Raw genomic sequence first — 23966 nt, 5'->3', positions numbered from 1 at the left:
CCGGCGTCTCTACAATCGAAAGCGTGCGAGCCGCGCAAGAATCTACTTCCCGAGGGTGCCGCCTACCAGCCTTGCTGGTGGCCGCCCTGGTCTTCGTCGTCACCCCCGGTGCCGGCCAGTCCGCCGTCACGCTCACCGCCGAGGCCCGCTTCACCAAGGCGCCGCGCGGGGCGGTGCTCGGTACCCTGCTGTCGGGGGCGGAGGTCCGCCCCGGCCGGACCTCCGGCGCCGCGGTGGAGGTGGCCTTCGAGGGGTGGCTCCCCACCGCCGCCCTCGGCCCGTTCACGCGCGACGGCTTCGACCGGGTGGTGAACCGGCGGGGGGGCGAGCAGCTCCGCCTCACGCCGGAGGGGAGCATCGTCGCGCGGGTGAGCAGCGGGGTCGGGTTCGTGAAGGTCGACACCCGCGGCACCTGGACCCGGGTGCGGCGCACCGCGTGGATCGAGCAGAAGGCGCTCCCGGCGGCGGGAAGCCAGGCCGCCGCCCCACCCGCCGGCCCTGACCGCGGGGTGCTGGCCCGGAAGGCGCCGCTCGCGGTGGCCGCGGGGGGTGCAGTGGTGGGTTCGGTGGATTCCGGCGTCCCCGCCCGGGTGATCGCCCGCTCGGCCGGCTGGACCCGCCTGCAGCTCGAGGTCTGGGTGCCGGACAGCCTGGTGCAGACCGGGGACAGCGGGGTGCTGCGCGGGGTGAGCGTGGCCGAGGTGCGGGCCAATCCCTCGCGGTACGTGGGGCAGGTGGTGGAGTGGCGGGTGCAGTTCGTGGCGGTGCAGAAGGCCGACGAGCTGCGCCCCGAGATCCCCCTGGGCCAGTCGTACCTGCTCACCCGGGGCCCCCTGCCGGAACCCGGCTTCGTCTACGTCGTAGTGCCGTCCAGCCAGGTCGCCCGCTTCGAGGCGGTGCCCGCCCTCAAGGAGCTCACCCTCCGGGGCACCATCCGCGCCGCGGCCACCAAGTACCTGCCCACGCCGGTGCTCGACCTGGTCCAGGTGATGGCCGGCGTGGCCAACTGAGGACGGAAGGCGGGGCGCCCCATGAACGACCTCCTGCGGCAGCGCATCCTCCGGCGGCTCGAGTCGCTGCCCGACGAGCGGGCCTACCAGATCCTGGATTACGTCGAGTTTCTCGAGAGCAAGTACGCCGAGCGGGCGGCGCCGAGCGGCCTGCTGGCCCGGATCACCGAGACGGTCGAGGACACCATGCGCGCGGCCAAGCTGCCGGTGCAGGCCATCAGCGGGACGGCGTCCGTCATGGACAGCGCCGGCCGGCTGATGAAGGGCCTGGCGGCGGCGGGGCAGGCGGTGGTGGACGAGGCCGTGAAGGTCGCCTCCACCGCTCCGGCCCCCCCTTCCCCTCCCCCCAAGGCTGACGGCCCGTGACCCCTCCGACGGCATCCTCCTCCGCCTCACCCTCGTTCATCTCCGGGATCGGTCCCCTCGCCGCCATCAGCATGGTGGTCGGGACGATGATCGGCTCCGGGATCTTCATCGTCTCCGCCGACATCGGCCGCCAGGTCAACGCCTGGGGCCCGGGCGCCCTGCTGGTGATCTGGCTGGTCACCGGCCTGATGACGGTGATGGGGGCGCTGGCCTACGCCGAGCTCGCGGCCATGATGCCCACGGCGGGGGGGCAGTACGTCTTCCTGCGTGACGGGCTGTCGCCGCTGGTCGGGTTCCTGTTCGGGTGGACGCTCTTCGCGGTGATCCAGACCGGCACCATCGCCGCGGTGGCGGTGGCGTTCGGCAAGTTCCTGGGGGTGCTCTTTCCCGGGGTGACCCCGGACGTCTTCCTCTCGCTCGGGCACCTGCCGATGCCGGGGGGCAGCATCGAGCTCGGGCTCTCCTGGCAGCGGCTGGTGGCGCTTGCGGTGGTGGCGGCGCTGACCCTGGTGAACGTCTTCGGCGTGACCCTCGGCGCGCGGGTGCAGACGGTGTTCGCCGTGGCCAAGGTGGCGGCGTTCGCCGTGCTGATCGTGTGCGGGCTCGGGCTCCGGCACGGCTCGGTCGAGTGGGCCGGCAACGCCGCGGGCTTCTGGGGCACGGGCGACTGGTCGCTGGCGCTCATCCCGGTCTTCGGCGCGGCCATGGTGGGGAGCCTCTTCTCCGCCGACGCCTGGAACAACGTGACCTTCGCCGCCGCGGAGGTGCGCGACCCGAAGCGCAACCTGCCGCTGGCGCTCGGGGTGGGCACCGCGCTGGTGTGCACCATCTACCTGCTGGCCAACGTGGCGTACCTGCACCTGCTCCCGTTCGGCGGTGACCCCGCCGGGGCCGACGCCACGGCGCGGGGCATCCAGTACGCGGCGCAGGACCGGGTGGGGGTCGCCGCCGCGGAGGTGATGTTCGGCCCCACCGGCGGGCTGCTCATGGCCGTGGCGATCATGCTCTCCACGTTCGGCTGCGTGAACGGGCTCACCCTGGCCGGGCCGCGGGTGTACTACGCGATGGCCCGCGACGGGCTCTTCTTTGCGAAGGCGGGCGCGCTGCACCCGGAGTACAAGACGCCGGTCTTCGGCCTGGTGACGCAGGCGGGCTGGGCCATGGTGCTCTGCCTGAGCGGGAGCTACGGCAACCTGCTCGACTACGTGATCTTCGCCTCGCTGCTGTTCTACTTCTTCACGGTGCTGGCGCTGTTCCGCCTGCGGGCCACCCGCCCGGAGCTGCCCCGCCCGGTCAAGGCGTTCGCCTACCCGGTGGGGCCGGCGCTGTACATGGTGGCGGTGGCGGCGCTGATGGTGATCCTCCTCTTCAAGAAGCCGCTGTACACCTGGCCGGGGCTGCTCATCGTGGCGCTCGGCGTCCCCATTTATTTCCTGTGGCGCCGGGACCGGAGCGGCTGACGGGTCACCTTGCGCCCCCTCCGCTCGGCGCCGTAACTTTAAGGATGGAACACCCGAACACATTCCGAGTGGTCGCCGCATGAGCGCCATCCGTCCCGGCCTGGCGCTCACCTTCGACGATGTCCTGCTCGTCCCGCGCCACTCCACCGTGCATCCCCGCCAGGTCAGCGTCCAGAGCCGGCTGACCCGCGCCATCCCGCTCAACATCCCGCTGGTGTCCGCCGCGATGGACACGGTGACCGAGGCCGCGATGGCCATCGCGATGGCCCGCGCGGGCGGGATCGGGGTGATCCACAAGAACATGTCGGTCGAGAAGCAGGCGGCCGAGGTGGACCGGGTCAAGCGCAGCGAGAGCGGGATGATCCGCGACCCGATCACCCTGTCGCCCGACCGCCCGCTGCGGGAGGCGGCCACGGTGATGGCGCGGTTCCGGATCTCCGGCGTTCCGATCGTGGACGCGGCGGGGATGCTGGTGGGGATCATCACCAACCGCGACCTCCAGTTCGAGCGAAACCTCGAGCAGCCGATCCGCGAAGTGATGACCAAGGAGCGGCTGGTGACGGCGCCGGTGGGCACCGGCCTCGACGAGGCGGAGCGGATCCTGGCGCGGCACCGGATCGAGAAGCTGCCGGTGGTCGACGCCGAGGGCCGGCTCAAGGGCCTGATCACGGTCAAGGACATCTTCAAGCGCAAGCAGTACCCCGACGCCAACAAGGACCAGCACGGCCGGCTGCGGGTGGCGGCGGCCGTGGGCGGGACGTCCGAGGCAAAGACGCGGGCCCGCGCCCTGATCGACGCCGGGGCCGACGCCCTGATCATCGACTCGGCGCATGGGCACAGCGACGGCGTGCTGCAGACGGTCAAGCTGCTGCGCGACGCCTTCCCCGACGTGCAGCTGGTGGCGGGCAACGTGGCCACCGAGGCCGGCACCCGGGAGCTGGTGCGGATCGGGGTCGACGCGGTGAAGGTGGGCGTGGGGCCGGGCAGCATCTGCACCACCCGGGTGGTCACGGGCGTGGGGGTGCCGCAGGTCACGGCCATCATGGACGCGGTGCGCGGGGGCGGCGACATCCCGATCATCGCCGACGGCGGGATCAAGTACTCCGGCGACGTGGTGAAGGCGCTGGCCTCCGGCGCCAGCTCGGTGATGATGGGCTCGATGCTGGCGGGCACCGACGAGAGCCCGGGCGAGTCGATCCTGGCCGAGGGGCGCCGGTTCAAGTCCATCCGCGGGATGGGCAGCCTGGCCGCGATGCAGGAAGGCTCCGCCGACCGGTACTTCCAGGAGGGGGAGCTCTCCACCTCCAAGATGGTGCCGGAGGGGATCGAGGGGCGCGTCCCCTACAAGGGGCCGGTCGGTGACGTGCTGTTCCAGATGGTGGGCGGGCTGCGGAGCGGGATGGGGTACTGCGGCGTGGCCACCGTGGACCAGCTGCGGCAGGAAGTGGAGATGGTGCAGATCACCAGCGCCGGCCTGCGCGAGTCGCACCCGCACGACGTCACCATCACCCGGGAAGCGCCGAACTACAACGTCTAGGCCCGGGCAGGTTCCCCGCCGGCGCGGCCCCCGTGGCCGCGCCGGGCCCTTGTGTGTCGCACGCAGGATCGACTGTCCCTGAAGCGCCGGTCGTCATTCCCTCACAGTCTCTCTCCCCCGGGAGCCGTTCATGTCCCTGTTCCGCACCAAGTCCCTCTCCGAGCTGATGCCGGAGGAAGGCGAAGGCGGGCTCAAGCGGGCCCTCACCGCCTCGAACCTGGTCCTGCTCGGCATCGGCGCGATCATCGGCGCGGGCATCTTCGTCCTGACGGGCACGGCCGCCGCGCAGTACGCGGGCCCGGCGATCGTGCTGTCGTTCGTGCTGGCCGGCCTCGGCTGCCTGTTCGCGGGGCTGTGCTACGCCGAGTTCGCCTCGATGATCCCGATCGCGGGCAGCGCCTACACCTACGGCTACGCCACGCTGGGCGAGCTGGTGGCGTGGATCATCGGCTGGGACCTGATCCTCGAGTACCTGTTCGCCGCCTCGACGGTCGCGGTGGGGTGGTCGGGGTACTTCACCGCGTTCATGGCGGAGCTGGGCATCCGGCTGCCGCCGGCGCTCACCGGCGCGCCGTTCAGCGTGGTCGGGACCCACACCCTGGTGCCGGCGCAGATCTGCACCGATGCGTCGACCGGGGCCGTGGCGGTGAACGCGGTGACCCGCACCGCGATCCCGGTGGCCGACTGCGTGGCGCAGGGCTACACCCTGGTCAACGGCATCCTCAACGTGCCGGCGATGGTGCTGATCCTGCTGATCACCGCGCTGCTGGTGGTGGGCATCAAGGAGTCGGCCAAGTTCAACAACATCATCGTGTACGTGAAGGTCGCGATCGTGCTGCTGGTGATCGGGTTCGGCATCAAGTACGTCAACACCGACAACTGGGTGCCGTTCATCCCGCCCAACACCGGCGAGTCGGGGCACTACGGGCTGTCCGGCATCGTCCGGGGCGCGGGGGTGATCTTCTTCGCCTACATCGGGTTCGACGCGGTGTCGACGGCGGCGCAGGAGGCCAAGAACCCGCAGCGGGACCTGCCGATCGGCATCCTGGGGTCGCTGGCCATCTGCACGGTGCTCTACATCGCGATGGCGCTGGTGATGACGGGCATCGCGCACTACACCGAGCTCAACGTCCCGCACCCGGTGTTCGTGGCCATCGAGAAGGCCGGCCCCTCGCTCAAGTGGCTGGGCTTCCTGGTGAACATCGGCGCCATCGCCGGCCTCGCCTCGGTGGTGCTGGTGATGCTCATGGGCCAGCCGCGCATCTTCTACAGCATGGCCCGCGACGGCCTGCTGCCGGCGGTGTTCGGCAAGGTCCACCCGAAGTTCCAGACGCCCTACATCTCCACCATCATCACGGGCATCGTGGCGGCGCTCATCGCCGGCATCTTCCCGATCGGGCTGCTGGGCGAGCTGGTGTCGATCGGCACCCTGCTGGCGTTCGTGATCGTCTGCGGCGGCATCATCGTGCTGCGGCGGGTGCAGCCGGAGCTGCACCGGCCGTTCCGCACCCCGCTGGTGCCGTTCGTGCCGATCATGGGCATCCTGATCTGCGGCTACATGATGTACGGCCTTCCCGCTGACACCTGGATCCGGCTCGCGGTCTGGATGGCGCTCGGGCTGACGATCTACTTCCTCTACGGCAAGCACCACTCGAAGCTCAACAAGGCGTAACCCCAGGCTCCGGGGCGCCAAGGCCTGCCTTGGCGCTCCCGGCGGCCCTTGGCCCCCCCGGGCCCCCGCTGTAGTTTCCCGCCCCATGCCGCCCGTCCTGTCCGCCGATCGCCTCGCCGACGCCCGCCGCTTTGCCGAGATCCTGCAGCCGGGCCGGCGCATCTGCATCACCACCCACGTGAACCCCGACGGGGACGGGCTCGGCAGCGAGACCGGGCTGGTCCACCTGCTCCAGGCGCGCGGCATCACGGCGGTGGTGACCAACCCCTCGCCCACGCCGGAGCGGTACCACTTCCTGTTCCGCGACCTGCCGGGCGTGGACCGCAGCCACGAGGCGGTCAAGGAGCTGCGCCGCGCCGACCTGATCCTGGTGCTCGACATCTCCGACGTGGGCCGGCTTGGCATGCTGAGCCAGACCGTGCTCGAGCGCGGGGTCCCGGTGGCGTGCGTGGACCACCACGTGAGCCAGGGGCACCTGCCCGACGGCCCGCGCTACGTGGACCCGGAGGCCTCCGCCACCGGCGAGCTCATCTTCCAGCTGGCGCAGGCCAACGGCTGGCCACTCACCCCCGCGGCGGCGCGGGCGCTCTACGTGGCGATCCTCACCGACACCGGCGGGTTCCGCTTCAGCAACACCCGGCCCGAGACGCTGCGCACCGCCGCCGCGCTGCTTGAGGTGGGGCTCGATCCCGAGCAGATCTACCTCGAGGTCTACGCCAACGCCCCCGAAGGCCGGGCCCGCCTGCTGGCGGAAACGCTCCAGACCATGGTGGTGGAGGCCGACGCCGGCCTGGCGTGGGTCACGGTGCCGCCCGGCGCGCTGGAGCGGCTCGGCGCCACCGCCGACGACCTCGACGGGATCGTCGAGGTGCCCCGCCAGATCGCCGGGGTGCGGATGGCGCTGCTCTTCCGGGAGATCGCGGCGGGGCGGGTCAAGGTGTCGCTGCGCTCGGTGGGGGCGGTCGACGTGGCGCATTTCGCCAAGCCCTTCGGCGGCGGCGGGCACACCAAGGCCTCGGGGCTGTCCATGGAGGGATCGCTCGCGACGGTGCAGGCCCGGGTGCTGACCGCGGCGCGTGAGTACCTTTCCGGCAACGGGTCCCGCTGAACCGGCGGCCGCCCCGATTCCCAGCACGCAGGACCGCACCCATGACGACACCAGCCTCCGGCCCGGACCTCCTCGAGCGGATCGAGCAGACGCTCGACACCCTCCGGCCCTACATCACCTCGCACCGTGGCAGCGTGGAAGTGGTCGACTTCGATGAATCCCAGGGGCTGCTCCTGCTCCGCCTGGGGGGCACCTGCCACGGCTGCTCCGCCTCCACGATCACCCTCAAGCAGGGCATCGAGACCCGGCTCAAGCAGCTGGTGCCGGAAGTCCGCCAGGTCGAGGCCATCTAGATGACCGACTCGCTCGCCGCCCGCGTCGCCGCCGCCCTGGGCCGGATCCAGAACCCCAGGCTGGAGAACGACCTGCTCTCTGCCGGCATGGTCCGCGACCTCGCCGTCACCCCGGACGGCAAGGTCTCGTTCACCTTCCTTCTTTCCCGCAGCGACCCGGCCACGCTGGTGCGCGAGGCCCGCGCCGCGGTGCGCGCCCTCGAGGGCGTGAACCCGCAGGAGCTCCGGATCAGCGTGGTCGACCCGGGCGGGCCCGCCAAGTCCACCCACGCCCCGCCGGGCCAGCCCGCGCCGGGGCAGACCCACGGACAGGCGGGCCTGGTGCCGCCGCCACCCTCGCCGGCCGAATACCCCAACCTGGGCTGCATCATCGCCGTGTCGTCGGGCAAGGGCGGGGTGGGCAAGTCCACCGTGTCGGCCAACCTGGCCGTGGCGCTGGCCCAGCAGGGCCACCGCGTGGGCCTGATGGACGGTGACATCTACGGCCCGAACATCCCGCGGATGTTCGGCGTCTTCGAGAAGCCGCCGGTGACCCAGGGCCGGATCCAGCCGCTCGCGGGGTACGGCGTGAAGCTCATGTCGCTCGGCTTCCTGGTGGACCGTGACGCGGCCGCCATCTGGCGCGGGCCGATCATCATGAAGGTGGTGCAGCAGTTCCTGCGCGACGTCGAGTGGGGCGAGCTGGACTACTTCATCGTGGACCTCCCCCCCGGCACCGGCGATGCGCAGCTCTCGCTGGCGCAGTCGTGCCAGGTGGCCATGGCCGTGATCGTCACGACGCCGCAGGAGGTGGCGGTGGGCGATGCCCTGCGCGGGGCGAAGATGTTCGAGAAGGTGAGCGTGCCGGTGGCGGGGGTGGTGGAGAACATGGGGGCGTGGACCGACCCGGTGAGCGGCGCGCGGCTGGCGATGTTCGGCGAGGGGGGCGGCCAGCGCCTGGCCGAGGAGCTCAAGGTGCCGCTGCTGGGCCAGGTGCCGCTGCAGCCCGGCATGGCCGACCTCGCCGATCGCGGCCGTCCGATCGTGGCCGCGGAGCCGGGGAGCCCGGCGGCCCGGGCGCTGCTGGGGATCGCCGGCCGGATCGTGGAGCTGGCGGGCCACCGCCCGCAGCCGCTCCCCATCCTCCGGGGCTAGGCCAGCTCGCGCAGCGCGGCGAGGCGGGCGTCGACCTCGGCGCCCACCTGCCGCACCACCTCCAGCGCGCCGGTGAGGCCCTCCGGCGTGGCGGTGCCGGCCCGCAGCCGCAGCAGGTCCAGCCGCACGGTATCGAGCGCCCCGAGGGTCTCCCCGAGGGTCCGCGCCACCTCCCGTCGCTCCCGCTCGAACTCCTCCCGCACCGCCTCCCGCGCCGGATGCCCCGGCCCCCCGACCGAGGCCAGGGCGGTGCCCAGCTCCGCCTCCCGCGCGCGGAGCGTGGTGGCCTGCCCGGTGAGCTGGGTGATCACCTCGCCCAGCCGCTGCAGTCGGCGGCGGTCGTCTTCCGGGAGCGCCTCGAACAGGGCGCGCGCCTGGTCGCCCAGCAGCAGCTCGGTAGGGCGGGCGTCCGGGAGCGCCGGCTGGCCCGCCCGGCGCCTGCGGCCCATCAGCCGCAGCAGCCACTCCGCCTTCCGCGCCAGGAGGCGGTGGAGGAAGCCGGGCCGGCCCTCGCGCGGCGCCTCGAGGCGGGTGCCGATCCAGCGGCCGAGCGCCACGGGCAGGGCCATGGCCACGAGCTCCACCGCCAGCGCCGCCAGCCCGGTGATGCGGGTCAGCAGCAGCTCGCGGGGGCCGAGCCAGACGCCCAGCGAGGCCGCGAACCCGAGCAGGTAGAGCAGGATGGCGCGGGTGCGGGTCGGGGGCGTGCCCTCGACCGCCGCGGCCTCGCGTGCGTCCGCCTGGAAGGCGGCGCGGAGGTCGGCGGGGCTCCACCCCTCCCGCGCGGCGTCGCGCAGGTACCGCGCGGTCGAGAGCCCCTTGATCGCCGTCAGGCTGAGCAGCACCAGGGTGATGCCGATGGTGTACAGCTGCCCGAAGCCGAAGAAGTCGCTCGAGGCGGTGAGGGCCTGGGCCACCAGCACCACGGCGGCCAGGGTGCCGTAGCCCGCCAGGTCCACGCTGAAGGACCCTACCTCGCGGACCAGCCGCGCCAGGGTGGGCGGCACCGGCGCGGCCACCGCCGCGCCCGCGCTCAGCGCCGTGGCGAGCGCCTCGCCCGAGGCGTACCGCTCGGCCGGGTCCTTGGCCAGGCAGCGGTCCACCGCCATCGCGAGGGTGCGCGGCACCCCTGGCCGGAGGCTCGCCACCGGCGGGGCGGGCATGGTCAGGTGCTGGGCCAGGAAGGCCGCGGCACTCTCCCCCTCGAAGGGGAGCCGCCCGGTGAGGGCGTAGAAGGCGGTCACGCCGAGCGAGTAGAGGTCGCTGCGGCCGTCCGCGGCCTCCCCGGCGGCCTGCTCCGGGCTGGCGTACTGCGCCGTGCCGAGCTGGGCGCCCGGCGGCGTGATCGGGTGCTGCGCCAGCACGCGGGCGATGCCGAAGTCCATCACCAGCGCCCGCCCGGTGCCCCGCTCGAGCAGGATGTTTTCCGGCTTGATGTCGCGGTGCACCACCCCCTGCTGGTGGGCGTAGGCGAGCGCCCACGCCACCTCCTGCACCATCCGCGCGACGACGCCCGGGGCCAGCGGTCCCTCGGCCTGGACCCGTTCCGCCACGGTCTCGCCGGGGACGAAGGACATCACGAAGCAGGCGCAGTCGCCGTGCTCCTCGACCGCGTGGATGGGGACGATGTGCGGGTGGGCCAGCCGGGCCGCGGTCCGCGCCTCCTGCAGGAAGCGCTCGCGGAGCTGGGGCATCCCGGCCAGGTGGGGCGGGAGCAGCTTGATGGCCACGGGCCGCTCGAGGGCGAGGTCCCGGCCCAGGAAGACGACCCCCATGCCGCCCCGGCCCAGTTCGCGTTCCAGCAGGTAGCGGCCGCGGAGGGCCGCCTCGAGCGCCTCGAAATCAGTGGACATGGGTCTCCGGCCCGCCGGCCGTGGCGCCGCGCCTGACGCGGGCTACCTTACGGGAATGGCCATCATCACACTGCTGACCGACTACGGGACCGTGGACTCCTACGTCGGGGAAATGAAGGGAGTTTTGCTCTCCCTGGCCCCCGGGGCCACCCTGGTCGACCTCACCCACGAGGTCGCGCCCGGCGACCTCGCCTCCGCGGCCTACGTGGTGGGGCGCGCCTGGCATCGCTTTCCCCCCGGCACGGTGCACCTGGCCGTGGTCGATCCCGGGGTCGGGACCCAGCGCACCGCGCTCGCCTTCAGCACCCGCGGGCACTACTTCGTGGGGCCCGACAACGGCCTGTGGAGCGGGGTGATGCACGGGGCGCCGGTCGAGGCCGTCACCCTGGCCCCGCCCCCGCAGGCCTCGCCCACCTTTCACGGCCGCGACATCTTTGCCCCCGCGGCGGCGCGCCTGGCCTCGGGCGAACCGCTGACCAGCCTGGGCGCGGCCTACACCAGCATCCCCCGCCGGGTGAGCGGCGCCCTGCCTCATCATGAGGGCAAGGTCGTCGTTGGGGAAGTGATCTACGTGGACCGGTACGGCAACCTCGTCACCAACCTGACCCCGGAGGTGGTGCCGGCCTACGCGGTCCTCGAGGCCGAGTCATTGGTGATCGGGCCGCTCCGCTCCACCTTCGGTGATGTCCCCACCGGCGCCCTGCTGGCGTATGTGGGCTCGGGGGGGCATGTGGAAATCGCCGTGCGCGATGGCTCCGCGGCACGGCGACTGGGGCTCGGCGTCGGGGGCCGGGTCCGGGCCCGGCTAGGGTAGCGGCGGAGGGGTCCGGTCGCGGGGCGGCCGCTTCACGGCCGTGACGCCGAACTGCGGCGTGGCCCAGAGGAACTCGTCGGTGAGGGTCTCCGCCGGGAGGATCCGCCCCGCGAAGTGCTCCCGGAGCCCCGCCCGCGAGAGCAGCGCCGCCCCGAAGCCCACCGTGGCGAGCAGCCAGGTGACCAGCACCGCCGTGGCCAGGATCAGCGTCCCCGCCACCGGCACCCAGCCGAAGGCCACCCAGGCGAGCCAGGTCCCCGCCACCGCCGCGAGCCCCGCCATCACGTAGCGATAGCTGTTGGCCGGCACCGCGCGGCCCAGCGCGAGCTGGCGCCGGGTCAGGCTCTCGCCCATGGCGTGGGCGATGGCCAGGAATCCCCCCAGCACCGCCACCACCAGCAGCAGGGCAAAGACGATCACCGCGAAGGGCACCAGCAGGATTCCCGCGACCGTCAGCACCAGCCCCACCACCAGCATGCCGAAGGTGGGCAGCACCAGCACCTGGCCCAGCAGCCCCACGAGGAGCGAACGGGTGAAGGAGTGCAGCACGGTGTCGCTGACCACCTCGAGCGGCTGGCGGCCGAAGGCCACCAGCCCGGTGCCCACCAGCATCAGGGTCAGGAACACGCCAAGGACGCCGGCGCCGTTGCGCGCGGCGCGCATCCAGGCGGGGACGGGCGGCGCGACGGCCGTTCGGGCGGCCGGTTCCGGCGGGGCGTCGAGGGTGCGGATCTGGCCCAGGATGTCGCCACCGAGGTCGCGCACCTGGCCGGCCACGGCGAGCACATCGCCGGTGACCACCGCGCCGGGGTGGACGATGACGTCGCCCTCGACGCTGGCCAGGTTGCCTTCCACCCGGCCATAGATGTCGGCGTTGCCGCGCACCACCAGCAGGTGGCCGGCGTAGCGCTCCGCCGAGCCGAGCCCGTAGTGGCCGAGGTGCGCCTGCCCGCCGGGCACGGTGATGCGGAGCGCGTCGCCCCGGAGGGTGGCGGCGGAGCGGAGGAGCGGGGCCAGGCGCAGCGGGTTGCTGAGGTCGCCGAGGTCGATCGTGAGGCCGCCGGGCGCGGCGGTCCCCACCGGCTGGGGCGACGGCAGCACGCCGGCCGGCGCGGTCAGGCCCTCCACCTGCTCGCCCAGCAGTTCGGCGAAGGCAGACTCCTCGCGGGAGAGGCCCGCCGGGGCCCACGCGCGCAGCCGTTCCAGCGCGGCCGGCGTGTCGTGGCGCGACAGCTCGAGCATCAGCGCCCGCCACCCAACCGCCAGCGCCCCGTCCGCCGCCACGCGGCCGATCGGCTTGCCATCCACCAGCAGGACGCCGCCCTCGACGGCGAGCACCAGCGCGCCGCCATCGGTGAAGTCGAAGGTGACGGAGGCGATGTCGGTGGCGAGCGAGACCACGTGATCGCGGACCACGTGGTCGTCATCGTTGCCGAGGAGCTGGTTCAGGAGTTCGATGCGGGACTTCCAGGACGGCTCGCTGCTGTCGAGGTCGCGGGCGGCGGCCGGCGCGGGGAGCAGCGCCAGCGCCAGGGCGCCCACGAGGACTGACTCAGGGAAGCGCACGGGCCGTCCCGGCGGAGGGCAACGCGAGCAGCCGGCGCAGCGCCACGACGCCCGCGGCGTAGAGCGACACGGTCACGCCGATCAGGAGCGCGGCGCGGCCCGGCGTGAGGCCGGTGCGCAACGCCTGGTACCAGCCCTGCTGCTCGAGCATGGTCGAGGCGAACCCGACGCCCTGCCAGAACAGCGCCTGCGCGTGGGTCATGAGCCAGGTACTCGTGCCGCTGATGGTGTCCTGGTGGCCGGCGGCCCACGCTACGCTGGCCGCGATGGAGCCGCCCAGCAGGCCGCCCACGCCGGCCGCCGCGCCGACGGTCAGCGGGTTGCGGGCCACGCCGCTCCGCCACCGGCGCCAGGCGCCGGCCAGCGACAGCCCGCCGGTGTCGACCTGGTCCATGACCCGGTCGGCGAATTCGGCGGGGGGCGTGAAGAGCGGCAGCGCCTCGAGCTGGAGCACCAGCACCCGTTCGGCATCGGCCAGGGCCTGGCAGTCGGGGCAGCCGCGCAGGTGCGACTGGCGGGCCAGCGGCAGCTCCCCGAGGACCCACTGATCGAGGTCGTCGGCCGACAGATGCACGTCCGCGGCAACGGCGGCCACCCCGGCCACCGCCACCCGGGCCATCACCCGGTCCGCGAAGGCCCGGCCCGGCGCCACCTGCGGCAGGGCTCGGAGCTGGGCCACGAGGTCGCGCAGCTCCTCAGCGGTGGTGCGGCACTGCTCGCATGTTTCGAGGTGGGACGTGCGTGGATCGGGGAGACGTCCGTCCAGCCAGAGATCGAGCTCGTCGGGGCTGAAATGGGGTGCGTCAACCATACGGCGGTCTTACGGCCTCGTCGGAGAGGGGGTTTCAGTCTCGGAGGTGCGCGAGCATGTCCCGCAGCTCGTGGCGCGCCCGGTGGATATAGGTCTTCACGGTGCCCAGGGGCAGGTCGAGGAGCTGGGCGATCTCCTCGTAGGCCAGCCCCTCGACGTGCCGGAGCATGATGCAGGAGCGGTACTCGGGCCGGAGCCTGGCGATGGCCCGCTCGATGTGGGTCCCCAGTTCGCGGGCCTCGAGCTCGGCCAGGGGGGTCTCGCCCTTGTCGCCAACCTGCAGCGCCGTGGCTTCGATGTCGTCGGCGCTGGTGGCGTTGGGGGCGCCGTCGATCGAGAGGGTGTCGACCTCGCGGCGGCGCAGCTGATCGATCGCGGCGTTGTTGGCGATCTTGAAGATCCAGCTCGAGAACTTGAACTCGGGGCGGTAGCTCCCGATGGCGTTGAGCGCCTTGATGAAGGTCTCCTGGGCCAGGTCCTCGGCCAGCTGGCGGTCGCGGACCATGCGCAGGATGAGGGAGAACACGGGCCGCTCGTACCGGCGGATGAGTTCACGGTACGCGGCTTCGCGTCCCTCCTTGGCGAGGGCCACGATCTCCTGATCGCTCAGGGACACCAGATCGGGACGTTCAGCCATGAAGAGCCCGGCGCCTTGCCCGGCCGCCGCTCCACGGACTACATTCTGCGCCTATGTTAGCCACAGATAGGAAGTTACCGCTCTCCGGCGGGTTGGAGAAGCGGTCCTATGTCCGGGAGATGTTCACGGCCATCGCCCCCCGGTACGACTTCCTGAATCACCTGCTCAGCCTGAACGTCGACCGGCGGTGGCGCCGGCAGGCGGTGGCCGAGCTGGATTGGCCCGCCCGCCCCGACGGACTCTACCTCGATCTCTGCGCTGGCACCCTGGATCTGGCCGCCCAGCTGGGCCGGCAGGCCGGGTTTGGCGGCCGGGTCATCGGGGCGGACTTCGTGCTGCCCATGCTGGTGCTCGGGAAGGGCAAGTCGGACCGGGTGCGCCCGGTGAACGCCGACGCGCTGGAGCTGCCGTTTCCCTCCGCGACGTTCGACGGCGCCACGGTGGGCTTCGGGGTCCGCAACTTCGCGGAGCTGGACCAGGGGCTGGCGGAGGCGGCGCGGGTGCTCAAGCCGGGGGCGCGGCTGGTGATCCTCGAGTTCACCACGCCGCCGCGGCAGCCGATGCGGGGGCTCTACTTCTTCTACTTCCGCCGGCTGCTGCCGCTGATCGGGCGGCTGGTGTCGAAGCACCAGGACGCGTACGCCTACCTGCCCGCCTCGGTCCTCGCCTTCCCGGAGCCGCCGGCGCTCGTCGCGCTCATGGAACGGGCGGGGTTCACCGGGGTACGGTACACGCTGCTCGTCGGTGGGATCTGCGCCATCCACGTGGGGACCCGCGCATGACGCTCGACACCCTGCAGGAATTCATCGCGGCCATCGAGAAGATGGGCGAGCTGGTGCGGGTGCGGGAGCCGGTGCGGACCCGGCTCGAGATCGCGGAGATCGCCGACCGGTGCATGAAGAGCCCGGGCGGGGGGCCGGCGCTGCTGTTCGAGCGGCCGCTGCTCGACGACGGCCGGCCCAGCGAGCACCCGGTGGCGATCAACCTGTACGGCTCGATGAAGCGGATGTGCCTCTCGCTCGGCGTGCAGCACCTCGACGAGGTCGGGGCGCGGATCAGCGAGCTGCTCAACCTCAAGGTGCCCGACGGCCTGTTCGGGAAGCTCTCGATGCTGCCCAAGCTGGCGGAGGCGTCGAAGTTCCCGCCGCGCACGCGCGGCGGCCGCGGCGCCTGCCAGGAGATCGTGTGGCAGGGCGACCAGGTGGACCTGGACCGGATCCCGTTCCTCACCACCTGGCCCGGGGACGGCGGCCGGTACATCACCCTCCCGATGGTGATCACCGAGGATCCCAACCGGGGCATCCGCAACGTGGGGATGTACCGGGTGCAGGTGCAGGGGAAGCGCGAGCTGGCCATGCACTGGCAGCGGCACAAGGTGGGCGCCCACCACTGGCGCGAGCTGGCGGCCCGGGGGGAGAAGATGCCGGTGGCGATCGCCGTGGGCGCCGACCCGGCCAGCCTCTATTCGGCCTCGGCCCCGCTGCCGCCGATGATCGACGAGTTCATCTTCGCGGGGTTCCTGCGGAAGTCGCCGGTGGAGCTGGTCAAGGCCGTCACCTGCGAGCTCGAGGTGCCCGCCGAGGCGGAGTACGTCATCGAGGGCTACATCGACCCGGCGGAGCCGCTGGTCACCGAGGGGCCGTTCGGCGACCACACCGGCTACTACTCGCTGGCCGACCTCTACCCCCGGGTGCACGTCACCGCCGTCACCATGCGGAAGCAGCCGGTCTACGCCGCGACGCTGGTGGGCCGCCCGCCGATGGAGGACTATTACCTGGGGCACGCCACGGAGCGGATCTTCCTGCCGCTGCTGCGGCTCACGGTGCCCGAGGTGGTGGACTACCACATGCCGGCCTGCGGCATCTTCCACAACCTGGTGTTTGTCTCCATCGACAAGCAGTACCCGGGCCAGGCCTACAAGGTGATGAACGCGCTGTGGGGCGCGGGGCTCATGTCGCTGGCCAAGGTGCTGGTGATCGTGGACAAGCACGTGAATGTGCAGGACCCCGACGAGGCGTGGTGGATCGTGCTCAACAACATCGACCCCGAGCGCGACGTGCGCTTCACCAAGGGGCCGGTCGACGTGCTCGACCACGCCAGCCAGCACTTCAGCTTCGGCAGCAAGATGGGGATCGACGGGACCCGGAAGTGGCGGGACGAGGGCTTCACCCGGGAGTGGCCCGAGCTCATCACCATGGACGAGGCCACGCGGCGCCGGGTGGATGAGCTGTGGCCCCGGCTCGGGATCCGCCTGTGAGGGCCGAGGGCCAGACCTACGACGGCGCGTCGCTGCTGGCCCGCTATGCCAGCTTCGTCAAGCTGCCGCACACCATCTTTGCGCTGCCCTTCGCCATGCTCGGCGTGCTGGAGGCGTCGCTCGAGGCGGGGGTGCGGTGGCAGACGGTCGCGGTGGTGGTGGTGGCGTTCAGCGCCGCCCGCTGGGTGGCGATGGGCTTCAACCGCATCGTGGACCGCCGCTACGACGCCCGGAACCCGCGCACCCGGGAGCGGGAGCTGCCCCGGGGCCGCCTGACCCTGCGGCAGGCGTGGCTGTCGGTGGTGGTGGCCGGCGCGGTGTTCCTGGCCTCCTCCTGGTTCCTCAACCCGCTCTGCTTCCGGCTGAGCCCGCTGGCGCTGGGGTGGATCATGCTCTACAGCCTGGCCAAGCGGTTCACCTGGTGGCCGCACCTCTGGCTCGGGCTCTCGCTCGCGATCGCGCCGGTGGGGGGCTACCTCGCGGTGACGGGGCGCTGGAGCGAGCCGTGGTGGGTGCTGGTGGCCATCACGATGGCCGTGGCCACCTGGGTGGCGGGCTTCGATATCTTCTATGCCCTGCCGGACGAGGGCTTTGACCGCGACGCCGGGCTGCACAGCGCGGTGGTGCGCCTGGGCCAGGCGCGGAGCATCCTGCTCGCCAAGGTGCTGCACGGGGTGACGATCCCCGCGCTGGCGCTGTTCGGCTGGGGCGCCGGATTCGGGGCCTGGTACTTCGTGGGAGTGGCTGCCGCCGCGCTGATCCTCGCGTACGAGCACCAGCTGGTGCGCCCCGGCGACCTGTCGCGGCTCGACACCGCGTTCTTCACGATGAACGGCGTGATGAGCCTGACGGTCTTCATGTTCGCGCTGGTGGACCGGTTGGTGTAGTCCTGGGAAGCGGGAAGCGGGAAGCGGGAAGCGGGAAGCGGGAAGCGGGAAGCGGGAAGCGGGAAGCGGGACGACGAGAGTGGACGTGGGCACCACCCAAGGGGAGGCACGATGGGCAAGCGACCGAAGGAAAGCCTGATTCCGCAGCGGGGCCGTGGCAAGCCGAAGCCGGAGAAGGGCGCGCAGCAGCCGCGCGTGCCGCCTCCCCAGCCGGAGCGTCACGCCCCCAAGAACCCGACCGCCAACCGCCGCGGACGCTGACCGATGCACCCCGTGGTGCTGGCCGTCACCGGGGCCTCGGGCGCGCCCTACGCGGTGCGCCTCCTCGAGGTGCTGGCGCGCCACCGGGTGCCGGTGTGGCTCATCGTCTCGAGCCACGGCTGGCGGCTGCTCGGCACGGAGGCGGGCCTCGCGGATGAGGCCGCGCTCCGGGAGGCCACCGGCGGGGACTGGTCCAGCATCACCTGCTTTGCCGATACCGACCGGGGCGGCACGCCGGCCTCCGGGTCGGCGCGCAGCGCCGGCATGGTCATCTGTCCCTGCTCGATGGGCACGGTGGCCGCGGTGGCGCACGGGACCAGCCGTTCGCTGGTGGAGCGCGCCGCCGACGTGGCCCTCAAGGAACGGCGCAAACTGATCCTGGTGCCGCGCGAGACGCCGCTCTCGCTGGTGCACCTGCGCAACCTCACCGCCGTCACCGAGGCCGGCGCGGTGGTGCTCCCCGCCGCCCCCGGTTTCTACCACCGGCCCACCGGGATCCCGGAACTGGTGGACTTCATCGTGCAGCGGATCCTCGACCAGCTCGACCTCGGCCTCGACATCGCCCCCCGGTGGCAGGGCTGAGGCGGTGCGGCTCGGCATCATCGCGGACACCCACGGCCTGCTCCGGCCCGAGGTCTTCGAGGTCTTCGCCGAGGTGGACCTGATCCTCCACGCCGGCGACATCGGTCCGCTCGACCTCCTGACCGAGCTCGAGGCGCTGGCGCCGGTGCTCGCGGTCTACGGCAACTGCGACGGGTGGGACGTGCGGCAGCGGATCCCGCAGGTGGTCGAGCGCCGGATCGAGGGGCTCGACTTCGTGGTGACCCACGGCGACCAGCTCGGCAGCCCGGCGCCGGAGAGCCTGCATCGGCTGTGGCCCGAGGCCGACGTGATCATCTACGGCCACACCCACCGGCCGCTGCTCACCACCGTGGACCTGGTCCGGACCGTGATGAACCCTGGGGGCGCCGGGCCGCGCCGCTTCGACCTGCCGGCCTCCGTCGGGATCATGGAACTCGAGGCGGGCCTCCCGCCCCGCGCCCGGCTGGTGCCGCTCACCGGGCTCGACGTCGATTAGTCCGGCGCCGGGGTGCGGCTCCTCGGGCCCATGCCCACCCCGTCGAGGTCGCCGGCCTCGGTGAAGACCCAGCGAAAGACCAGCGATTCCTCGGTGAAGGCGGCATAGCGGCTCTCCCGCCAGTACTGCGGCCGGCCGTTGCGGCGGGTCATCTTCTCCTCGACGATCTCGCCCTCGACGCCGGCCAGGTTGAGGAATTCCACGATGGCGCGATTGACGCCATCGACGCCCCCGGCCCGTTCCTGTGCCCCCGCGCTCAGGTGTGCGACGAGACTGTCGGCCTCGGCGCTGACGAACCAGTCGTAGTACTTCCGGCCGAGCGCCAGGTAGTCGGCGTCGGTGAGGGTGGTCTGGGCCGTCACCCAGGCGAAGTGTCGTTCTGCAACCAACCGGAATCCCCATGCACCTGCTCGTGGCCGCGCTCCTGCTCGATACCCTGCTGGTCCGGCCGGCGCCCGCGCCGGTGGTCTTCGATGGCGTCGCGTCGCGGGAGGAGTACGGCGCGCCGACGCTCGAGCTGGCGCGGCCCGCCGGCGTGGTGCAGCTGTGGGTGGTGCGCCACGGCGGGTCGGTGGTGGTCGCGGCCCGGATGCCGGACCGGACGGTCTCCTGGGGCGACGACCTGGTGATCAGCCTCGACACCCAGGGGGATCGCGCTCCCGGCCCGATGCACGACGACTTCCAGTGGTACTTCCGCCGGGTGCTCGACAGCAGCGTGGTGCTGCGGGGCGAGGCGGGCACGTGGCGCGCCCCCCGGGACGATCCGGACTGGCGCCTCGGCGCCGAGCGGGAGGGGGGCGGGTGGGAGGTGCGCGCCGTGAGCGACGCGGAAGGCTGGTCGCTCGAGTTCCGGATGGATCAGGCCTACTTCGCGGAGGCCGGGGCGGGGCGGCCGGGCCTCGCGTTCCGGGTGTTCGACGACGATCCGCAGGGCTGGGTGGCCTGGCCGACGGCGCCCCGGGTGAAGCACCCGACCGAGGTGGAGCGGCAGCCGGCGCTGTGGGCGCCCGTCAGCTTCACTCGGTGATCGTCACCCGCCGCCGGGTGGTGGCCTGGCCGCCGTCAGCGGCGGTCACCGCCAGCTCCAGCAGGTAGTCGCCGGGCCGCAGCGCCGCGAGCGAGAGTGCGCGGCTCAGCCGGGTGACCGGCCCCGACGCGGTGCCCTCCCAGGCCGCGGTCAGCGCGGTGCGCCGCCCGCGGCGCAGGGTGAGGCGTACCAGGTACGGCGCGCCCGCCGCCAGCCCATACACCTCGTGATAGAGCGCCAGCGTATCGCCACGGGCCCAGCGGGCGCGGGGGGTGAAGTAGGCGGTGTCCGCCGCCTCTGGGGCCCACGGCGCGCCGATCCCTGGGCGGCCGAGCACCAGGTCGCTGAGCGCCAGGCGTGCGCCGTCGAAGTCTCCCACCTCCAGTGAGTCGGTGGGGAACACCTGCCCGGTGGAATCCCCGACCGCGAGCTCCACCCGATAGCGCCAGCGTCCCGGGGGCACCGCGAACGCGGCGCGCCCGAACGCCTCCAGCACGCCGGGCCGGCCCGGCGGCAGGCTCGCGATGGTGGTGGTGTCCACCCAGGCCACCGCGGCGCCGTCGGCGCCGAGCACCGCCACCCGCAGGTGTACCGGCGACTGGAGCCGCGCGCCGGCCGGCACCCCCTCCCGCACCGCGACCGGGACCTGGTAGGCCAGGTGCACCAGCGTCCGCTCCCCGCGCCGGCCCACCGCGAAGGCCTCCATGCGGGCCTGGAGGCCGTGGGCAAAGCGCCGTTCCCAGCCTTCGCCCGACACCGCCACCTCGGTGCTGCCGATGACCACCCGCTGCTCCTCCGCCACCAGCTGCGCCCGGCCGTGCGGACCCCACGCCGGGTAGCGACAGTAGACCGGGTGCAGGGGGCAGCGGGAGAGCAGCAGCAGGTCCCAGGCGGTGCTGCGCTGGTACATCGCGTCGAACAGCGTGGGCACCAGGCGGTAGTCGTCGATGGCGCCGCCGAAGTCGAGCGCGCCCGAGCTGTAGCCGCCCGCCTGGAAGTGCAGCAGCAGGTCGCCGTCGGCGCGGCGGTAGTGCCAGGTCTCGAGGGGCGGGAGCCCGAACAGCGGCACGATCACCCGGTCGTCGGGGGCGCCGAAACGGATCCAGACCACGCCGCGATCGTCGTACCACTGCTGCGCGGAGCGATACAGGTTGTTGGGGCTGTAGTAACGCCGGTTGAGCTGCAGCGCGAAGTGCCGCGTGGCGTGGGCGAGCCGCCGGTAGTGCTCGGCCACGCGCTCGGCGGGGTCGCGGAGGTCGCGTCGCGCCCGGGCCTCCCAGAACTGCCGCAGCGTCCCCGCCCGATCTTCCGCGGGGGCCGCGTCGAAGCCGGCGAGGGCGCTGTCGTCGGCGATGGCGCCGAGCGCCTCGCGGTAGGCCAGGACGCCCGAGGCGTCGTCCCGCGCGGCGGCAGCGTAGTAGAGCGAGTCGGCCCACGGCGTCCCGGCCTGGAAGCCGGTCCACGCAAGCGCGTGCCCCGCCTCCGCGGTGGCGGGCAGGTACCGGAGCAGGCTGTCGAGCGGTACGGAGGGCGGGAGGCTGTCGTCGAGCTCCTCGCGCGCCACGCGGACCAGTGCCAGCACCAGCTCGGGCGTGCGGAGGCCGGCCGCCCACGCGCCGGCGAGGGCGGGGCGCACCTCGGCGCGGACCGCCTGCGTGTCGCGCAGCACCACCGCGGCATCCACCAGCAGCGTGAGCGCGGGGAGAAAGCCGGGTTCGGCCACCAGCGCCTGGCGGGCGGAGCGCAGCGCTTCCTCGAGCGCCCCGTACCCTACCCGGGAGCCGAGGTTGAGCGGATCGGCCGCCAGCCACTCGGCCCGGCCCTGCTCGGCGAGTGCCCGGCCGTACCAGGGCCAGGGCCACGCGGGCCGCTGCGCGGCGGCGGCGGAGAAGTCGCGGGTGGCGCGGCCGAAGCTCCAGCCGTCGCCCACCTGGCCCAGCCGGATGCGGGTGAGGCCGCGGTGCAGCCAGGGGATCGTCCCGGTGTCGCTGGAATCGGTCCCGGGCTCGAGGGCACGCTCGCGGGCGCGGAGGGCGGTGGTATCCCCGACGCGCGCCAGGTCGGCCTGGTACCCGGCGAGCTCCGCCCGGAGCCCGGGGCTCTGGCTGGCGAGCGGCGCGGTGACCGCCAGCCATGCCAGCGTGACCGTCCTCAGGCCACCCATGACTCCAGCCTGCTGGTGCGCCGGAAGGCGTCGGGATGCCGCCGGAACCACGCCATGATGAGCAGGATCTCGTCGAGGTGACGGAAGGGCAGGGGGCCCGGGACCGGCGCCGGCCGCGCCAGTTCGTCGCGGACCTCGGCGCGGAAGGCCTCGCGCTCGATCGGCGTCTCGGGCCAGGGATAGCTGGCGCGGACGATGCCGTGGCGGATCAGGTAGGCGCGATCATCGCCGAAGTCGCCCGGGTCGCGATAGACGAACGTGAGCGCCTCGACCGCCGCGCGGGCCCGGTGCGTGGCGGCCAGCAGCCACTCGAGCTGCTCGAACCGCTCCCGCCATTTCGCGGCCCGCTCGAACTCCGCCAGCTCCGCGGCCGCCTGCATCTCCCGGACGATGCGGTCCATCGGCTGGATGGTGCGCCCCTCGAGGAAGGCCAGCGCGGTCTCGGCCCGGTCACGGTAGGCGGCCTCGGTGACGAAACCGGCGCAGGGCCCGGTGCAGTACCCGAACTCGTGCCGCATGCAGGCCGCCTGCAGCGCGGGCCGGAAGAGGTCGATCTGGCCCGCGAAGACCATCGGGATGGCCGGGGCGCAGTCGCGCAGGCCGAGCAGGTCATTGAGGGTACGCACGGCGTCGCGGACCCGGCTGGCGCCGGTGAAGGGGCCGTACCAGCGCTGGTCCTCGCGCCCGGTGACGCCGCCCACGCCGAGCCGCGGCGCCGGGCCGCCCGCCACTTTCACGAAGAGCGTCCGCCGGGCGCGGTTCATGTGGTGATTGAACGGCGGGCGGAACCGCGCGATCTGGCGCAGCTCGGTCAGGTGCGCGGCGAACTCGCTCGGGACGTAGTCCCAGGCCAGCTCGGCGGTGGCGTGGATGATCCGGGCCGCCTTGTCCTCGGGGTAGCTGGCCCGGAAGTACGACAGCAGCCGCTGCCGCAGCCGCTTGGCCTTGCCCACGTACAGCACCCGCCCGTGCGGGTCGAGCATGCGGTAGACCGCCGGCCGCGGCTCGCCCAGCCGGCGCACGCGATCGCGCAGCGCGGCCAGGTCGGCGGTGGGAAGCGACAGGCGGAGGGCAGTGGCCACGGGGGGTCGTGGAAAGGGGAGTGCCGGACTGCTCCTGAATTATGACGTCGGTCCCGTCGCCGGCGCCACGCCCGGCCGGCCTAGCGCTGGCAGCGGTGGCAGAACACCGTGATCCTGGCGTCGATGGCGTGGGTCCCCGCCAGGGTGGTCCCGCAGGCCCGGCACGGCTGTCCCTCGCGCTCGTAGACCAGGAGCTCCAGCTGGAAGTTCCCCGGCTGGCCGGTGCCGGTGCGGTAGTCGCGGAAGGTGGTCCCCTCGGCCTCGATGGCCGCCTTGAGGATGCGGCGCACGTGCTGGTACAGCCGACCGTAGGCCTCGGGGGTCACCAGGTGCGCGGGCTTCGACGGGTCGATCCCGGCGCAGAACAGCGCCTCGTTGGCGTAGATGTTCCCGACGCCCACGATCCGCCGCTGGTCCATCAGGACCTTCTTGATGGCCGCCCGCGAGGGCCGCAGCTGCGCGGTGAACGCCTCCGCCGTGAGGGCGGGGTCGAGGGGCTCGGGGCCGAGGGCCTGGTCGTAGCGGGCCCAGCCGGCCGCGTCGAGCAGCAAGAGCGTCCCGATCCGGCGGATGTCACGGAAGACGAACTCGCCGCCGCGGTCGAGCCGGGCCCGGAGCACGGCGTACTTCGCCTCGGCGGAGGTGAGCGTGTCGTCGTAGAGGAGCAGGTTGCCGGTCATCCCCGGCTGCAGCACGAACCAGCGCCGCTCGCCGGAGGCCAGCACCAGGTGCAGGATGCCGTGCTTGGCGCGGCGGGTGACGCGGTCGACGAACGCGCCGGTGAGCGCCGCGACCAGGCGGGGCCGCGACACCCCGCGCAGCACGTCGGTGTGGGTCAGCGTTGCGCCGACGATCGTTGCCCCCTCGAGCCGGGGGCGGACGCCGCGGACCATCGTCTCGACCTCGGGCAGCTCCGGCATGTCCCAAAGCTAGAGCAGATGGCTTCCCG

23 protein-coding genes are annotated in these 23966 nt (G+C 72.8%); 15 read left to right on the top strand and 8 right to left on the bottom strand.

The annotated features are described in order from the left end of the window. The first annotated feature begins 71 nt into the window (after positions 1-71). The 8 genes from IPJ95_02470 to IPJ95_02435 all read left to right on the top strand — a co-directional run bounded on the left by IPJ95_02470 (position 72) and on the right by IPJ95_02435 (position 8580). Positions 72-1010 carry a hypothetical protein gene (locus IPJ95_02470; GenBank protein MBK7922479.1) on the top strand — a complete coding sequence of 313 codons (939 nt, stop codon included), beginning with the start codon at positions 72-74 and terminating at the stop codon, positions 1008-1010. Between the two features lie 21 nt (positions 1011-1031). Further along, positions 1032-1376: a hypothetical protein gene (locus IPJ95_02465; GenBank protein ID MBK7922478.1), complete on the top strand. Its 345-nt coding sequence runs from the start codon at positions 1032-1034 to the stop codon at positions 1374-1376. Positions 1377-1447: 71 nt separating this feature from the next. After that, on the top strand, positions 1448-2836 hold the full coding sequence (locus IPJ95_02460; GenBank protein ID MBK7922477.1) for an amino acid permease: 1389 nt from the start codon (positions 1448-1450) through the stop codon (positions 2834-2836). Positions 2837-2915: 79 nt separating this feature from the next. Continuing rightward, positions 2916-4373, top strand: coding sequence for an IMP dehydrogenase (gene guaB, locus IPJ95_02455; GenBank protein ID MBK7922476.1), 1458 nt, complete (start codon positions 2916-2918; stop codon positions 4371-4373). 130 nt (positions 4374-4503) lie between these two features. Next, complete coding sequence (locus IPJ95_02450) at positions 4504-6045, top strand: amino acid permease (protein MBK7922475.1); 1542 nt, start codon at positions 4504-4506, stop codon at positions 6043-6045. 85 nt (positions 6046-6130) lie between these two features. Next, positions 6131-7153: a bifunctional oligoribonuclease/PAP phosphatase NrnA gene (locus IPJ95_02445; protein ID MBK7922474.1), complete on the top strand. Its 1023-nt coding sequence runs from the start codon at positions 6131-6133 to the stop codon at positions 7151-7153. 41 nt (positions 7154-7194) lie between these two features. Further along, the gene (locus tag IPJ95_02440) at positions 7195-7446 is read left to right on the top strand and encodes a NifU family protein (protein ID MBK7922473.1); all 252 of its coding nucleotides are present in this window, start codon (positions 7195-7197) and stop codon (positions 7444-7446) included. Beyond that, on the top strand, positions 7447-8580 hold the full coding sequence (locus IPJ95_02435; GenBank protein ID MBK7922472.1) for an Mrp/NBP35 family ATP-binding protein: 1134 nt from the start codon (positions 7447-7449) through the stop codon (positions 8578-8580). Here the strand turns inward: IPJ95_02435 and IPJ95_02430 are convergent. Next, entirely contained in the window at positions 8577-10433 is a 1857-nt protein-coding gene (locus IPJ95_02430; GenBank protein MBK7922471.1) for a serine/threonine protein kinase, read from the bottom strand. The two genes, IPJ95_02435 and IPJ95_02430, sit on opposite strands and share 4 nt — an antisense overlap. A gap of 55 nt (positions 10434-10488) precedes the next feature. Between IPJ95_02430 and IPJ95_02425 the strand changes: the two genes are divergently transcribed. Beyond that, positions 10489-11247, top strand: a complete 759-nt coding sequence (locus tag IPJ95_02425; protein MBK7922470.1) for an SAM-dependent chlorinase/fluorinase — start codon at positions 10489-10491, stop codon at positions 11245-11247. On the opposite strand, the gene IPJ95_02420 is transcribed toward IPJ95_02425, so the two are convergent. Genes IPJ95_02420 through IPJ95_02410 form a run of 3 tightly spaced genes read right to left on the bottom strand, consistent with a single transcriptional unit; the run spans position 11239 to position 14261 of the window. Next, positions 11239-12813, bottom strand: a complete 1575-nt coding sequence (locus IPJ95_02420; protein MBK7922469.1) for a polymer-forming cytoskeletal protein — start codon at positions 12811-12813, stop codon at positions 11239-11241. The two genes, IPJ95_02425 and IPJ95_02420, sit on opposite strands and share 9 nt — an antisense overlap. Further along, positions 12800-13624, bottom strand: a complete 825-nt coding sequence (locus IPJ95_02415) for a hypothetical protein (GenBank protein ID MBK7922468.1) — start codon at positions 13622-13624, stop codon at positions 12800-12802. Before IPJ95_02415 ends, IPJ95_02420 begins: the two co-directional genes overlap by 14 nt. 34 nt (positions 13625-13658) lie before the next feature. Further along, positions 13659-14261 (bottom strand): sigma-70 family RNA polymerase sigma factor, encoded by a 603-nt coding sequence (locus tag IPJ95_02410; GenBank protein MBK7922467.1) that lies wholly within the window; start codon positions 14259-14261, stop codon positions 13659-13661. Positions 14262-14314: 53 nt separating this feature from the next. On the opposite strand from IPJ95_02410, the gene IPJ95_02405 reads away from it, so the two are divergent. The 5 genes from IPJ95_02405 (at position 14315) to IPJ95_02385 (ending at position 18744) form a co-directional block, all read left to right on the top strand. Continuing rightward, on the top strand, positions 14315-15043 hold the full coding sequence (locus IPJ95_02405) for a class I SAM-dependent methyltransferase (protein MBK7922466.1): 729 nt from the start codon (positions 14315-14317) through the stop codon (positions 15041-15043). Then, positions 15040-16518 (top strand): menaquinone biosynthesis decarboxylase, encoded by a 1479-nt coding sequence (locus IPJ95_02400; protein ID MBK7922465.1) that lies wholly within the window; start codon positions 15040-15042, stop codon positions 16516-16518. The genes IPJ95_02405 and IPJ95_02400 overlap by 4 nt, the downstream gene beginning before the upstream one ends. After that, positions 16515-17405, top strand: a complete 891-nt coding sequence (locus IPJ95_02395; GenBank protein ID MBK7922464.1) for a UbiA family prenyltransferase — start codon at positions 16515-16517, stop codon at positions 17403-17405. The genes IPJ95_02400 and IPJ95_02395 overlap by 4 nt, the downstream gene beginning before the upstream one ends. Before the next feature lie 264 nt (positions 17406-17669). Further along, positions 17670-18248: a UbiX family flavin prenyltransferase gene (locus IPJ95_02390; GenBank protein ID MBK7922463.1), complete on the top strand. Its 579-nt coding sequence runs from the start codon at positions 17670-17672 to the stop codon at positions 18246-18248. Positions 18249-18252: 4 nt separating this feature from the next. Further along, entirely contained in the window at positions 18253-18744 is a 492-nt protein-coding gene (locus tag IPJ95_02385; protein ID MBK7922462.1) for a metallophosphoesterase family protein, read from the top strand. Here IPJ95_02385 and IPJ95_02380 read toward each other — a convergent pair. After that, on the bottom strand, positions 18741-19106 hold the full coding sequence (locus IPJ95_02380) for a hypothetical protein (GenBank protein ID MBK7922461.1): 366 nt from the start codon (positions 19104-19106) through the stop codon (positions 18741-18743). The genes IPJ95_02385 and IPJ95_02380 overlap by 4 nt on opposite strands. A 38-nt stretch (positions 19107-19144) precedes the next feature. Between IPJ95_02380 and IPJ95_02375 the strand changes: the two genes are divergently transcribed. Then, positions 19145-19771, top strand: coding sequence for a hypothetical protein (locus IPJ95_02375; GenBank protein ID MBK7922460.1), 627 nt, complete (start codon positions 19145-19147; stop codon positions 19769-19771). On the opposite strand, the gene IPJ95_02370 is transcribed toward IPJ95_02375, so the two are convergent. From IPJ95_02370 to mutM, 3 genes are all read right to left on the bottom strand, one after another. Next, positions 19761-21935: a GWxTD domain-containing protein gene (locus IPJ95_02370; protein MBK7922459.1), complete on the bottom strand. Its 2175-nt coding sequence runs from the start codon at positions 21933-21935 to the stop codon at positions 19761-19763. The two genes, IPJ95_02375 and IPJ95_02370, sit on opposite strands and share 11 nt — an antisense overlap. Continuing rightward, entirely contained in the window at positions 21923-23017 is a 1095-nt protein-coding gene (locus IPJ95_02365) for a nuclease (GenBank protein ID MBK7922458.1), read from the bottom strand. The genes IPJ95_02370 and IPJ95_02365 overlap by 13 nt, the downstream gene beginning before the upstream one ends. An 80-nt stretch (positions 23018-23097) precedes the next feature. Continuing rightward, positions 23098-23937, bottom strand: coding sequence for a bifunctional DNA-formamidopyrimidine glycosylase/DNA-(apurinic or apyrimidinic site) lyase (mutM, locus tag IPJ95_02360; protein MBK7922457.1), 840 nt, complete (start codon positions 23935-23937; stop codon positions 23098-23100). Positions 23938-23966: the final 29 nt, after the last annotated feature.

It is taken from the genome of Gemmatimonadota bacterium, assembly GCA_016713785.1.
Classification (GTDB): Bacteria; Gemmatimonadota; Gemmatimonadetes; order Gemmatimonadales; family GWC2-71-9; genus JADJOM01.
The sequence above is the reverse complement of the archived record's forward strand: the minus strand, read 5'-3'. Positions and strand labels throughout refer to the sequence as shown.